The sequence below is a fragment of the Bifidobacterium simiiventris genome, assembly GCF_019331715.1.
GTDB classification, from domain to species: domain Bacteria; phylum Actinomycetota; class Actinomycetes; order Actinomycetales; family Bifidobacteriaceae; genus Bifidobacterium; species Bifidobacterium simiiventris.
In genome coordinates this window covers 324,313-337,506 of sequence record NZ_JAHBBG010000003.1, presented here as the reverse complement: position 1 = coordinate 337,506, position 13,194 = coordinate 324,313, and the positions used below count along the sequence as shown (strand labels likewise).

General features: G+C 54.9%; 12 protein-coding genes. 1 reads left to right on the top strand and 11 read right to left on the bottom strand.

Features of this window, described 5'->3' with window-relative positions:
• Window positions 1-279: 279 nt before the first annotated feature.
• The 6 genes from KIH76_RS05605 to KIH76_RS05580 all read right to left on the bottom strand — a co-directional run bounded on the left by KIH76_RS05605 (window position 280) and on the right by KIH76_RS05580 (window position 7,446).
• Window positions 280-1,224 (bottom strand): GDP-L-fucose synthase family protein, encoded by a 945-nt coding sequence (locus KIH76_RS05605; protein ID WP_274608026.1) that lies wholly within the window; start codon window positions 1,222-1,224, stop codon window positions 280-282.
• A 6-nt stretch (window positions 1,225-1,230) separates the two neighbouring features.
• Complete coding sequence (gene gmd / locus KIH76_RS05600; RefSeq protein WP_219069755.1) at window positions 1,231-2,277, bottom strand: GDP-mannose 4,6-dehydratase; 1,047 nt, start codon at window positions 2,275-2,277, stop codon at window positions 1,231-1,233.
• 181 nt (window positions 2,278-2,458) lie between these two features.
• Window positions 2,459-3,292, bottom strand: a complete 834-nt coding sequence (locus KIH76_RS05595) for an AraC family transcriptional regulator (protein WP_219069753.1) — start codon at window positions 3,290-3,292, stop codon at window positions 2,459-2,461.
• A 14-nt stretch (window positions 3,293-3,306) separates the two neighbouring features.
• Complete coding sequence (locus KIH76_RS05590) at window positions 3,307-4,554, bottom strand: nucleotide sugar dehydrogenase (RefSeq protein WP_219069751.1); 1,248 nt, start codon at window positions 4,552-4,554, stop codon at window positions 3,307-3,309.
• Between the two features lie 158 nt (window positions 4,555-4,712).
• Window positions 4,713-5,975, bottom strand: a complete 1,263-nt coding sequence (locus KIH76_RS05585; protein ID WP_219069749.1) for a Fic family protein — start codon at window positions 5,973-5,975, stop codon at window positions 4,713-4,715.
• Between the two features lie 292 nt (window positions 5,976-6,267).
• Window positions 6,268-7,446, bottom strand: coding sequence for an ATP-binding protein (locus KIH76_RS05580; protein ID WP_236036838.1), 1,179 nt, complete (start codon window positions 7,444-7,446; stop codon window positions 6,268-6,270).
• A 586-nt stretch (window positions 7,447-8,032) separates the two neighbouring features.
• On the opposite strand from KIH76_RS05580, the gene KIH76_RS05575 reads away from it, so the two are divergent.
• Window positions 8,033-9,217, top strand: coding sequence for an IS256 family transposase (locus KIH76_RS05575; protein ID WP_219069746.1), 1,185 nt, complete (start codon window positions 8,033-8,035; stop codon window positions 9,215-9,217).
• A 224-nt stretch (window positions 9,218-9,441) separates the two neighbouring features.
• Here KIH76_RS05575 and KIH76_RS11550 read toward each other — a convergent pair whose 3' ends face one another.
• The 5 genes from KIH76_RS11550 to KIH76_RS05550 all read right to left on the bottom strand — a co-directional run bounded on the left by KIH76_RS11550 (window position 9,442) and on the right by KIH76_RS05550 (window position 13,191).
• On the bottom strand, window positions 9,442-9,960 hold the full coding sequence (locus tag KIH76_RS11550; protein ID WP_236036837.1) for a DUF433 domain-containing protein: 519 nt from the start codon (window positions 9,958-9,960) through the stop codon (window positions 9,442-9,444).
• A complete protein-coding gene (locus tag KIH76_RS11750; RefSeq protein ID WP_219069742.1) occupies window positions 9,869-10,063 on the bottom strand; it encodes a MerR family transcriptional regulator in 195 nt (64 codons plus the stop codon). The genes KIH76_RS11550 and KIH76_RS11750 overlap by 92 nt, the downstream gene beginning before the upstream one ends.
• Before the next feature lie 88 nt (window positions 10,064-10,151).
• Window positions 10,152-10,814: an acyltransferase gene (locus tag KIH76_RS05560; protein ID WP_219069740.1), complete on the bottom strand. Its 663-nt coding sequence runs from the start codon at window positions 10,812-10,814 to the stop codon at window positions 10,152-10,154.
• A gap of 43 nt (window positions 10,815-10,857) precedes the next feature.
• The gene (locus tag KIH76_RS05555; protein ID WP_219069738.1) at window positions 10,858-11,967 is read right to left on the bottom strand and encodes a glycosyltransferase family 4 protein; all 1,110 of its coding nucleotides are present in this window, start codon (window positions 11,965-11,967) and stop codon (window positions 10,858-10,860) included.
• 51 nt (window positions 11,968-12,018) lie between these two features.
• Complete coding sequence (locus KIH76_RS05550; protein WP_219069736.1) at window positions 12,019-13,191, bottom strand: glycosyltransferase family 4 protein; 1,173 nt, start codon at window positions 13,189-13,191, stop codon at window positions 12,019-12,021.
• Between the last annotated feature and the right edge of the window lie 3 nt (window positions 13,192-13,194).

The following is a 13,194-nucleotide window of genomic DNA, read 5'->3' as shown; positions in this document are numbered from 1 at the left end:
CCGGATCGCGGGCGTCGAACCGGAAGACGACGAAACCCCACAAGCCGACGCGGACTAGGATTTCACGCTCACCACAGGTGAGGCACCACTCCGGATTACGCGCTCATTTTCAAATGAGGCACCTCGGAGGGGCCGCGTATGCAGAGAAAAACAGGCAAACGTCGTCCTGCGGGACCGCATGGATTGCGGATGCGCGCAGGATCAGTAGGTCAGCGAATCCATCAACAGAGATCCACGAATCCATGAATCCGCCGGCCAGCGGACCGACGCATCGCCGGTTCAGCGTTCCGCGCGCATCGGGTTGTTGAGGAAGTCCTCGTATGCCAGGCGGATGCCGTCCTCCAGCTCGGTCTTGTACGTCCAGCCGAGCTTGGTGGCCTTGGACCCATCGAGCAACTTGCGCGGTGTGCCGTTCGGCTTGGTGGTGTCCCACTTGATCTCGCCAGTGTAGCCCACGACCTTGGCCACAAGCTGAGTGAGCTCCTTGATGGTGAGTTCCTTGCCGGTGCCGGCGTTCACGGTCTCGTTGCCGGAATAGTTGTTCATAAGGAACACGCACAGGTTGGCCAGATCGTCCACATACAGGAACTCGCGAAGCGGCGAACCGTCGCCCCAGCAGGTCACGGACGGCGCGCCGGAGACCTTGGCCTCGTGGAAGCGACGGATGAGCGCCGGCAGCACATGGCTGTGGGTTGGATGGTAGTTGTCGTTCGGACCGTACAGGTTGGTCGGCATGACCGAGATGTAGTCGGTGCCGTACTGGCGGTTGAGAAACTCGCAGTACTTCAGACCGCTGATCTTGGCGAGCGCGTACGCCTCATTGGTCTTCTCGAGGGCGCTGGTGAGCAGGCAGTCTTCCTTCATCGGCTGCGGGGCCAGACGCGGGTAGATGCAGGAGGAGCCGAGGAATTCGAGCTTCTTGCAGCCGTTCTGCCATGCGGAGTGGATCACGTTCATCTCGAGGATCATGTTGTCGTACATGAAGTCGGCGAGCGCCTCCTGGTTGGCGACGATGCCTCCGACCTTCGCCGCGGCGAGGAACACGTATTCCGGCTTCTCGGCGGCGAAGAACTCCTCGACCTTGTCCTGGCGGGTCAGGTCGAGTTCCTTGTGGGTGCGCGTGACGATGTTGGTGTAGCCTTGGCGCTTCAGTTCACGTACGATGGCTGATCCCACCATGCCGCGGTGGCCGGCCACATAAATTTTCGCGTTCTTATCCATCATGATTGATCAGATCTCCTTCAATGCCTTCTCGCGCTTGGCGAGCTGACGATCGTGCTTGGCCATGATCTCGACGAGCTGCTCGTAGCTGGTGGTCTGCGGGTTCCAGCCGAGCACGGTCTTGGCCTTGGTCGGGTCTCCCCACAGGTTGTCGACGTCGGTCGGGCGGAACCATGCAGGATTCACGCACACCAGCATCTTGCCGGTCGCCGTGTCGTAACCCTTCTCGTCGAGACCCTTGCCTTCCCAGCGCAGGGTGATGCCGTTGGCGGCGAACGCCTTTTCGGTGAAGTCACGCACGGAGTGCTGCACGCCGGTGGCGATGACGAAGTCGTCGGGCTTCTCCTGCTGCATGATGAGCCACATGCATTCGACGTAGTCCTTGGCGTAGCCCCAGTCGCGCAGTGAGTCGAGGTTGCCGAGTTCGAGGTGGTCCTGCAGGCCTTCGGCTATGCGTCCGGCGGCGAGCGTGATCTTGCGGGTCACGAAGTTTTCGCCGCGACGCTCGGATTCGTGGTTGAACAGGATGCCGTTGACGGCGAACATGCCGTACGCCTCGCGATATTCCTTGGTGATCCAGAAGCCGTACTGCTTGGCGACCGCGTACGGGCTGTACGGGTGGAACGGCGTGGTTTCACGCTGCGGCACCTCTTCGACCTTACCGTACAGTTCGGAGGTGGACGCCTGGTAGACGCGCGTCTTCTTGGTCAGACCGAGGATACGCACGGCTTCGAGGATGCGCAGCACGCCGATGGCGTCGATGTCGCCGGAATACTCGGGCACGTCGAAGGAAACCTGAACGTGGGACTGCGCGGCGAGATTGTAGATCTCGTCGGGCTGGACCATGCCGATGATGCGGATCAGCGAGGACGAGTCGGACAGATCACCGTCGTGCAGGGTGATGGAACCGTTCTCGAGAAGGTGGTCAATGCGGGCGGTGTTGGAGATGGAGGCGCGACGGTGGATGCCGTGGACTTCGTATCCCTTCTCCAGCAGGAATTCAGCCAGATAGGAGCCATCCTGGCCGGTGATGCCGGTGATCAGCGCTTTTTTCATGCGTGTTCTCTTTCGTTCGGATGCTTGCCCGGACGGGCATTATATAACTGACAGATACCATCATAGGGAACCGCGCCGCACACCACCAGCTCGACGCCGACAAAAACTAGCACGATATTGACTTTTGTCGCATAGGTCACGACAGCATATGCCGACGCCACCTCACCGCGACCATATATGATCACCACTTGGCGCGGTAATCCCGAGGAGACATGCCTTCGATCTTGCGGAACATGCGCGAAAAATAATTGGCATCATGCACTCCTACCTCGGCGGCGATCTCATCGATGCCCAAATCAGTGAATCGCAGCAACCGCTTGGCTTCGGTCGCTCGTTTGTACCGTACATAGTCGGTGATCGTCATGCCGAACGACTCTTTGAAGATTCTCGACAGATAGTATTTGTTGACAAAGAACCGCGCGGCGAGCGAGTCCAACGTGATGCGTTCGGTGAAGTGGTCGTTGAGCCAGTCGCGCACGTCGCACAGTTCGACCTGTTTCTTGATCAGCCTGCTGTCCGGAGGATTCCATGATTCCTCCATGATGAACGTGAGCAGCGTGCCGAGTTTTTCGTTGATACGCATGTCGCGGATGTAGTCGTCGGACGAGACGAGCGCGCGCAGATCGTCGAGTACCGCTTCGATGCGATTCGCGGATTGGGGGCGGAAGACCGGGCGGCCGCCGCGTTCACGGTATTTCGCGTAGATTGCGCTCATGGACGGCCCCTGGAAATGGCACCATTTGAGAGTCCATAGGTCGGTGCCGGTCTCGTGCGCATACGGCTTGCGGCAGTCTACGAACGCCACGTCACCGGCATGCAGATCGTACGCCACGCCTTCGTAGCGAAGGATGCCGCTACCTCGCAACACCACGAAGCACAGGAACGATCCCAGATGGTCTCGGCTGCTCACATGCGAGGAAACGGCCGTCAGTTCCCCGACCTCCTGCACATGCAGCAACGAAGTTCGCGCGAACCTCGTCGGCGTATATAGCAGACGGTCGGGGATGCCGTTCATGACGGATGATCTGGTCAGTCGCGGCGGAAGAGGTCGCGGGTGTAGACCTTGTCGGCCACGTCGGCGAGGTCGGCGGCGTTCCAGCGGTTGGCGACGATCACATCGGCCTGCTGCTTGAACGCGGCGAGGTCGTGCGTGACCGGGCTGTTGAAGAAGTCCGGCGCGTCCAGCGTGGGCTCGTACACGACCACCGAGATGCCGCGCGCCTTGAGCCGCTTCATCACGCCCTGGATCGCGGACTGGCGGAAGTTGTCGGAACCGCTCTTCATGGTCAGTCGGTACACTCCCACCACCGGGTCCTTCACGCCGGCCACGCGCGCCTCGATCTCCGAGGCGACGAAGTCCTTGCGCGTGCGGTTCGATTCCACGATCGCGCCGATCAGGTTCTGCGGCACCTGGTCGTAGTTCGCGAGCAGCTGCTTGGTGTCCTTCGGCAGGCAGTAGCCGCCGTAGCCGAAGCTCGGGTTGTTGTAGTTGTTGCGGATGCGCGGATCCAGGCACACGCCCTCGATGATCTGCTTCGTGTCCAGGCCGCGCGACTCCGCGTACGTGTCCAGCTCGTTGAAGTACGCGACGCGCAGCGCCAGATACGTGTTGGCGAACAGCTTGATCGCCTCGGCCTCGGTCGTGCCCACGACCAGCTCCGGGATGCCCTTCGAACCGTCCGGGTTCACGCGGTCCTTCTCGGCCGGATCCGCGCCCGCGGCCAGCAGTTCGACGAACGTGCGCGCGGCCTCGACCGCGGCCGGGTCGTCCTGAGGGGCGCCCGCCACGATACGGCTCGGATGCAGGTTGTCGTACAGGGCGTGGCCCTCGCGCAGGAACTCCGGGGAGAACAGGATATGGTCGTCGTCCAGGCGTTCGCGCAGCTGCGCGGTGTAGCCGACCGGGATCGTGGACTTGACCACGATCCACGCGTGCGGGGCGTGCTCGCGGATCGCCACGATCGCGGCCTCCACGCTGGAGGTGTCGAAGTAGTTCTTCACCGGGTCGTAGTTGGTCGGGGTGGCCACCACCGCATAATCCGCCCCCGTGTACGCCTCGGCCGGGTCGACGGTCGCGTGGAAGTCCAGCGGACGCTGACCGGATGCGTTCTCGTCGAGGAAATCAGTGATCTCGCGATCCACGATCGGGCTCTTGCCACTGTTCAGCAGCTCGACCTTCGCGGGCACGATGTCCAACGCATGAACCTCGTTATGCTGCGACAGCAACAACGCCACCGACAAACCAACATAACCAGTACCAGCAACAGCAATCTTCATACTGCTCTCTTTCTCTGTACACAACAAACTGCATCAACAGTTCCGGTCACCACTCTAATGCCCCCGACGAACTCCCGCCACTCTCCGCCGCTACATGAACGCGAAACAACCACACAGACTCAGCCCCTCGCGATCTTTGCAGGAGACAGGATGGCCCATTATTCGACGTTTTCCATCGTGCCTGAAGCGAGGATATTACGCAACGATGCCGCTGCCCGTATCTTCAGGGGACGTTTTCCGCTTTGCTCAGCAAGGTCTGCGTCCAGCAGCTCACCCACGTATTTTCTCGCGCTTTGTTTGGATAGTCTGAGATGATATGCGGCATCATCCAGCGACATGGATTTGAACGAGTCGAACAGCTCCTCCTGAACCACGGCATACAGCAGCGAAAGTGCGTTCCTGGACAAGTCATGCTGTTCCGCAAGCCGCTCACAGACCGCACCGCCCTTGTCAAGTTGATCGACTTTGATGCCAAGCTCGTCGATCAGCTCATCTTGAGCTTGCTGTATGAATCCCAAGATGGTATTCACGAAGAACGTGAGCTCACCGCAATTCAGTTTGTTCTCCGCCTCGACAAACGCCTTATAGTAGTCGTTCTTATGCTCCGCGATGGTGCGAGACAGCGACAGTACGGTAGGCATGGTCAGATCGCGATTCAGATACAAAGCCAGCAAATACCGGCCTGTTCTGCCATTGCCGTCGTAAAACGGGTGGACGTATTCGAACAGGAAATGCGACATGATGGCTGCCTGCAAACGGGGGATCTCACTGGATGAGACAAGGCGGATCATGTCGGCAAGCAGTGCGCTGATAGCGCTTTCGCCACTGACGCCATTGTGGATCGCAACACCGTGAGGGCCTTGTATCTCCACGTCATGCCGCCTGAACAGATCACCGTCAGGCTTGTCGTTCTCGTCGATTTCATCAAGTGCGACCTTGTCGTAGATGCCGCGAATATCCGCGATGCTCATCGGCAATGAGGAATCCTCATCGGCAAGATTCAGATAGAGTTTGGCGAATTCACTGAACCTCGCTCTCGAAGCATCCCCCTCCTTCCGCGCTTGTTCAGCCACCGCCACTGCATGCTGCGTTTCCCTGCGAGTACTGCGCACACCTTCCATCTCATTGGTGGCGAACAGTTCCTCACTGATGGAATGCCGTATGTAGTCCCAACGCATAACGCCGGGAATCCGGTTCCAGAGCCGGGACACCCGCCGTTCGGCGAGCAGCACACGTTCCGTCAATATTGCCGTTTCCCTGGGAGTGGCCGTGAACAGTTCCCCCAACGGCGTCAGGATCCTGGTCCGGAATGTGGAGTCCGCTTCAAGACGCCACAACGCCAGCTGTTCGTGATTGTTGAAGGCATCATTCGATCTGTCAACATGAAACAGCCTCGCCAAACTTCTATATTTCATATCCATAAGCAAGACTCGCCTCTATAACACTCATTTTAGTTATAGAGACTATAAGATAGAAGTCGAAACAAGTCAAACAGAGATTCCTTACATATGACACCCGGAGTGTTGGTCGGATAAGGTAAGGCAATGACACGAGTTCTCTGCGGGCGTCGTAGAACTCGCGCAGGTTCATGGCGCGCACGCTCAGCAGGGACAGGCCATCGGAATGGGGCAGGCTTCTCCGGTCGATACCACCCCGGCCTCACTCCCGACATCTTTGTCGACGGTCGTTTTCACCGTCATGGTAATCACAATATCAGGCCGCCGGATTTTCCTTGCGCAGCGACAGCTCACGCAGTCCACATACTGTGATGCCGTGGTCGTGGTATGTGCCGTCGGTGCGCATAGCGACGATGCGATTCTCGTCGGGGACGTTCAGCATCGCGCCCACGGAGCGTAGGTGCTTGGCGAACCGGTCGTGGTACATGCGTCCGGATTTGATCTCGATGAGTTCCGGCTTGGTCTGGGAGTGCGTGCAGTCAACGAGGTCCACTTCTATTTTGCTGTCGTCGCGGTAGAAGTACAGTTCAGGCGTCTTCAATGCATTGTAATAGCGTTTAACGGTTTCGCTGATGACGAGGTTCTCGACGATTTCGCCGAACAGCGGATGCTCCTGCAGGTCCTGCAGCGTTTCGATGCGCAGCAGGTGGCAGAGTAGACCGGTGTCGTAGAAGTAGAGTTTCGGCGTTTTGGTCAGCCGTTTGTTGAGATTGCCGAAATACGGAGGCAGACGGAACGTAACGTAGCTGGATTCCAAGATCGAGGACCATGATTTGATCGTGCGGTATGCGACGCCGACCTCATTCGCCATGCCGGTTTCCTTGATGAGCCCGCCGACATGCTGTGCGCACAGTCGCAGGAACGTGCGGAACGCGGTGAGGTTGCGCACGTCGAGGTAATCGGCGACGTCACGTTCGATATAGCTGCTGAGATAGCTTTCAAAAAAGATGCTTCTAGGCGCATGCGTGTCGTACAGTCGCGGATAGCCGCCAGAGAGCATATATTCCTCGACGGTCAGATTCGGATTCGCCGCGATCGCCTCCGCGTAGGAGAGTGGCAGCAGCTTGAGTACTCCCACCCGTCCAGCGAGCGACTGCTTGATCTGCTTGGATAGCAGGAAGTTCTGAGATCCCGAAAGTATGAACTGACCAGGCTTGCCAATCTCATCCGAAACAACCTGGATCATGGAGAACAGGTCCGGGGCGTATTGCGCCTCGTCGATGATGAACGGCGGGCGCCGATCGCGAATGAAGCTGATGGGATCGACCGTCGCCTTGTTGCGTAGCTCCGGATCCTCGAGATTCAGATAATCGTAATCAGGAAAAGCATTGCGGACCAAAGTGGATTTGCCGCTCTGCCGCGGGCCCGTGACAGACACCACCGGAAACCACGAGACCGCTCTGAGCAGCTGGTCAGTCAACGTTCTTGGAATCATCGCAGCCTCCGTTCTTCGCGGCATTGACATACTGAATCCCGTGATTCTGATATAGAGAATACCATAATATTGATATAGCAATTGCCACAACATTGCATCAGAAATACCTCGATAACGCTCGGACGATGTTCAAGGCGGTCAAGAAAGGAGCACATTATTCCAGGCAAATCTTCGTTCTTCACGAGTTGCCGTTTTATATGACTTCACTGTACCGGAAAATCCTAGGCAGATCGAGCCTCGCGCAGAGAGTAAGCCGTCGGTTTATCCGGCGGTTCTTTAAGTAGCCAACCCACGACCGGAGCGAGCACTGCAATCTGCGCAGCGATGAGCTGTTTCCCCCTTGATCTGCCGTTCCATGTGCGGGATACCGATCCAAGACAGCCCGGAAGACTTTACCGTATCGCGTTCCTGAGGAATAGTCATCTGCTTGAGATCCTGAGTAATGAAATACCCATATCCTTCTTGATAACGCCCGAAGTTTTGCGCACTTTGGTTTGGGCTTGAGATAGAGGCATGGCCCGTGTCCTGTGTACGATTTTCTGTCGCCAAACAAGATAAACCGCGATTGGAAAGCAGGACACAAGCCATGTCACAGCAGATTCTACAGGTCGACCAGGCCATGCTCGAGACCACCCTGGACCGGATGGTCAGGAAGACGGTCGAGGAGACGTTGAACGCGATGCTCGACGCCGAGGCCGACGAGATCACCGGCGCCGCGCGCTACGAGCGCAGCGGCGGGCGCAAGGCGTACCGGGCCGGTCATTACGAGCGCGATCTGACCGTCAAGGCCGGCAAGGTGAGCCTGAAGGTGCCGAAATTGAAGGGCGCGATATTCTCGTCGGCGGTGATCGAACGCTACCGTCGGCGCGAGGAGAGCGTCGAGGAGGCGCTGATCGACATGTACCTGGCCGGCGTGTCCACGCGTCAGGTCGACGACGTGTGCCAGTTGCTGTGGGGCGACCGCATGCCCTCGCAGACGTTGAGCGACAAGCTCAAGCGCGTCTACGCGGATATCGACGCGTGGCGGGAGCGGCCGCTGACGCAGGAGTACCCGTACGTGTTCATGGACGGCGTGTGGCACAAGCGCTGCTGGGGAGGCGCGGTGGAGAACGTGAGCGTGCTGGTCGCGATCGGCGTCGGCGCGGACGGCCGGCGCGAGGTGCTCGCCGTCGCCGAAGGCATGAAGGAGGACGCGGAAAGCTGGCGCGAGTTCATCACCGGCATGGTCGCACGCGGCCTCAAAGGCGTCAGATTGGTGACCGGCGACCGGTGCGCGGGCCTGGTGGCCGCGGTGGGCGAGCTGCTGCCCGGGGCGCGCTACCAGCGGTGCATGGTGCATTTCGAGCGCAACGTGCTCGCCAAGGTCAACCCCGGGAACCGGGACTGGGCGGCCGACGCGCTGAAGGCCGTGTTCTCCATGGAAAACCGCGACAAGGCGTTGGAGAAGGCCGAATCCGTCGCCAAGGAGATGGACGCGAGGAAGCTCAGGGAGGCCGCCAAATGCCTCAGGGAGGGCGTCGGCGAGACGACGACCTACCTGCTCGACGACTATCCCAGGGAGCATCGCCGGCGCATCCGCACGAACAACATGATCGAACGGCTCAACAGGGAGATCCGCCGGCGCACGCGCGTGGTCGGCTCGTTCCCGGACGGCAGGAGCGCGTTGATGCTTATCTGCGCGCGCGTGCGCTACGTCACCTCCAGTGAGTGGTCGACTCGCCGCTATCTGGACATGTCCCGACTCGGTGAGACCGTACCAGCAGCGAGCTGATCATCGCCACAGGGACGGGCGAAGACCAAAATGCGCAAGATCTCGGGCACTACCTCCTTCTTCGGCAAGGTAGCGCAATAGAGGAACGTCTTTTGTGCCATCCATAGCCTCAGCGGTATGTGATGAACAGAAAACAGCTCACCTAAACAGAGCCTGCAGACATGTCGAGAGCGGAGCAGGGAGATTTTCGTCAATGTAGAACTTTTGCCGATTGGTATACTGACTCACGCGGCAAGCCTTTGCATCGTTTGGCTGAAATCGACGGAATCTTCCACGGCTTGAACCGTTATGGACGGATAGTAATAACGGATGTCGTCCATACTCATGTCATCATCCAACCGCAGGGCTGCAATGGTGTCAAAAGGAATCCGCGTACCCCGCACCGTAGGCCAGCCGCCAAGACGATCCGGATCGATTTCCAGTTGTTGCCTCGGATGCAGCAGATTCGGCACTCGTTCTCCACGCCAATTAACGAATTCCTCGATCATCTCATCGAAGGTAAACGCAGTACCCTGACCGGGACGCTTGACTAGGTCCACAGCCGAATCGGTCGCATCAACGAAAATTGACTCACCGTCTGTGCCGAACCGGTGTGCGCCCAATTTATCTTGACCTTCGGAACTGACTAACTTTTGAAAACTAGCGAACGCCTTATCTATTTTTTTGAGCTGAAATATATGGGCGTAATTTCGCAAAAATACGCAATACCAAAAGATCATCGAACGAGTACAGATACTCGCCATCCCGGCCTCGAGAAGGCGCGATGACACCTTTGCGCCGCAACCGTCGTAACTGATGAGCCGAGACACCCGTCAAGGCCGACACCATCTTCGTCGGATATGGCATACTTCCTCCCTGAGCTGGTTTATTCAGAGTAAGGCACACTGATGACAAGCGGTACATCAACGTGTTGAATAGGAACAGGCCAGCCGTGTCAGCGAGTCCAGCGGATGTTCGTTTTGATGACACGGGCCGGATAGCCTCCGATCACGCAACCCGTCTCGGCAAACACCTTGGTCAGACAACTGTTTGCCGCCACCACACACCCATCGGCAACCGCCACTCCCTTCAACACACAGCAACGCGCGCCAAACCACACATGATTGCCCACGACGATGGGACGACTCGCATTCGACGGCTCGGCTGTACCCTCCACATACAACTTATGCGCATCACCATCCAAAAACAGACAGTCCCATCCCACCAGCACATCATCACCAAACGTGGTGTCATACTTGCAAACGATACGCGAATTACCACTCATCTGAAAATTATCACCAAAAGTCAATACACCAGTATTCGCAATACCACTGCCATTACCGAAAAATGCAGTACCTTGAAAAACCACCTGACCCTCGTTGTACCACGATGCATATGACCGTCGATTAAACGCAGGATTCTCATGAAAACCAATACGAATCATATTGGGGCGAATCGGCGCTGTTATCTCAATACCCCCCCCCATTCTTTGCAGCGACACACGATGAGAAACGATAATTGGGAGTTTGATAGCTTTTTTAAACGGCAAATACCTGAAGTTGAAGATCAACGTCTTCGGGATGCACCGTATCGCAAGGTAGATCTTATGTAAATCCATTTTCAACTCTATTCTTTAATGAGAATCTAATTAATGACTAAAATCACTGTACGATGTACCGCATCATCATATCCGCAGTCTTGTTCCAGGTAAATCGGTCAAGGACACGAGAATACGCCGCCTTTAACAGTGAATCATTATCACTACTCAATATGGCTGAAATCATATCAGCTTCATTGCTAACCAGATATCCTGATATACCATTTTCGATGATCATGTCAGGACCCGGTGCATGCCATGCAACTACTTTACAGCCGTAATACATGGCTTCGAGGATTGCCATGCCGAATATTTCCCGTCGATTGAGATTGACGAAACACTTGGCAATACGATACAGTTCCCACATGTCGGCATTAGGAATGCGATCGATCATCGCTACGGAATACGTTAAATCATACGCTCGGATACGGTTTCGTACCTCCTCTTGCAAAGGACCGGTTCCTACCATGAGCAATTTATAAGAGGAGCGGGCTTTATGGAGCTTTCGGAATAGGTCAATCATCTGAAGGGGCTGTTTTTCCTCGATCATTCGTCCGATAAACAATACGACATTGTCTGCGGAAGAGAAACCATATTTAGCGGGATCAACGATATCGTTATACTCATGTCCAGCATTAAGAGCATTAAGATCAAGACCTACCGGAGCCACCGTTACATTGCTGACGCCATGATTATGCAACTTCCGACCAATATATGTCGTCTTAGCGAAGCACCGGTACTTCCTATAAATACGCATATTATTCATCGACAGTAAATCCATAATTTTTTTGGCAATCGGATTTGAGCTGTGACTTTCTAATACTCCGACATATGGGAACACAGCAATGTTATTACGTTTTGCCCAACGGCATACCTTCCCGACACATAATTGTGTATCGGAAAAGAAAATAAGAACATCAATCGACGTATCGAACGCTTTAAGATCAGGGAATCCATTCACGCCTATCTTCTTGGATGGCAGCATATGTACTGTAACATTACCGAAACCATCAAGTCTTTCGTGACGACTCTGTTGTCCTATAGGAATCAGCTTATAGATCTCGACGACATCCACATACTGACTGAGTGCTTTGCCTAATCCTATGTCTTGCGCATTATAGAACTGCTTGGAACCGAAATTGCCTACGCTTGCCGTAAGAATGCCTATCTTCATTGCTGTTCTCCGATGTTCGAAATATACTTCATCGATATAGACGACATGATATCAAGTTGTTATGCGATCATAGATGCGCATGAGATCCTGATAATTTGACATCTCAGAATATTTCTCTCTTACCGATTTCAGATCGACACTCTTAGCCGATTCAGCGCGTCTCACTGCGTTGATCAGATCGTCCACGTCGTCATACTTAAATTTCCAACCAGTCACATCATCTGCAATAAGATCACCAACATTGCCTAGTTTGGACCCGATGACCGGTGTACCCGCACCATACGCTTCAACAATACTCATAGGAAAACCTTCATACCATTGAGAAGGCAGGATCAATGCTTTTGAATCAGCAAGAATCTTACGTACATCACTATTAGGAACAAATCCTCTCATCGTGACCATTGTTAATTCATGCTCGCTGATAAAGTCTTGAGCCCACTGCTCTTCAGGACCTGTTCCGCATATGATGAGTTCAGGAGCCAATGCTCCCATTTTCGCCCAAGCAGAGAGAAGAAGCCGGATACCTTTAAGCTTATCCAAACGACCGGCGAAAACGAACCGATTCTTCCGCTGGATATATGATGCATTCGAAAATGATCCTATTGTTGTAATAAAATTCGGCTTGATATAGACTTTGGTAGGATCGATTTGAGGAAGTTGCAGTAATTTTTGTTTGTTGAAATCAGTAAGACAAATAAAATGCAACTTATCGTAAATACCGGTTGCACGATGTAACATCATACTCAACGCACAAATGAATGTCTGCAGCTTGCTATCTCGATAACAGTTATGCTGCACCGCAGATCGAAGACCATACGTTACACAATCCTCGCAAATATGATCATCCCTAAAGAAAGTGCCGCTAGGACATAACATCCGAAAATTATGGATTGTCTGAACAACAGGTACATTACAAGATATGGCAGCATAATACACAGCCGGACTAATTAGGTTCAATGTATTATGCACATGAACGATATCAATCTTTTCGGCCCTGATAATATGTCGAACATCATGATATGTTCTAGGATTAAATATAGTGGTAAATGCTGCGAAGGCTTTCCCTAAAACTCCAGCGGACTTCAACTCACCATTATTACGAGTATATTGAATAACGACATGCCCATGTTTTTCAAGCATGTCTCTTTCATTCTTCACAACAGTATCTTCCCCGCCGGGAATCTGATAGTAGTTATGAACCTGTAATATATGATAGTTCCTCATAAA

Coding starts and splice junctions, on each gene's coding strand:
- KIH76_RS05605 (WP_274608026.1), bottom strand. CDS start 1,224: ATGATGGATAAGAACGCGAAAATTTATGTGGCCGGCCACCGCGGCATG.
- gmd (WP_219069755.1), bottom strand. CDS start 2,277: ATGAAAAAAGCGCTGATCACCGGCATCACCGGCCAGGATGGCTCCTAT.
- KIH76_RS05595 (WP_219069753.1), bottom strand. CDS start 3,292: ATGAACGGCATCCCCGACCGTCTGCTATATACGCCGACGAGGTTCGCG.
- KIH76_RS05590 (WP_219069751.1), bottom strand. CDS start 4,554: ATGAAGATTGCTGTTGCTGGTACTGGTTATGTTGGTTTGTCGGTGGCG.
- KIH76_RS05585 (WP_219069749.1), bottom strand. CDS start 5,975: ATGGATATGAAATATAGAAGTTTGGCGAGGCTGTTTCATGTTGACAGA.
- KIH76_RS05580 (WP_236036838.1), bottom strand. CDS start 7,446: ATGATTCCAAGAACGTTGACTGACCAGCTGCTCAGAGCGGTCTCGTGG.
- KIH76_RS05575 (WP_219069746.1), top strand. CDS start 8,033: ATGTCACAGCAGATTCTACAGGTCGACCAGGCCATGCTCGAGACCACC.
- KIH76_RS11550 (WP_236036837.1), bottom strand. CDS start 9,960: ATGGCGAGTATCTGTACTCGTTCGATGATCTTTTGGTATTGCGTATTT.
- KIH76_RS11750 (WP_219069742.1), bottom strand. CDS start 10,063: ATGCCATATCCGACGAAGATGGTGTCGGCCTTGACGGGTGTCTCGGCT.
- KIH76_RS05560 (WP_219069740.1), bottom strand. CDS start 10,814: ATGGATTTACATAAGATCTACCTTGCGATACGGTGCATCCCGAAGACG.
- KIH76_RS05555 (WP_219069738.1), bottom strand. CDS start 11,967: ATGAAGATAGGCATTCTTACGGCAAGCGTAGGCAATTTCGGTTCCAAG.
- KIH76_RS05550 (WP_219069736.1), bottom strand. CDS start 13,191: ATGAGGAACTATCATATATTACAGGTTCATAACTACTATCAGATTCCC.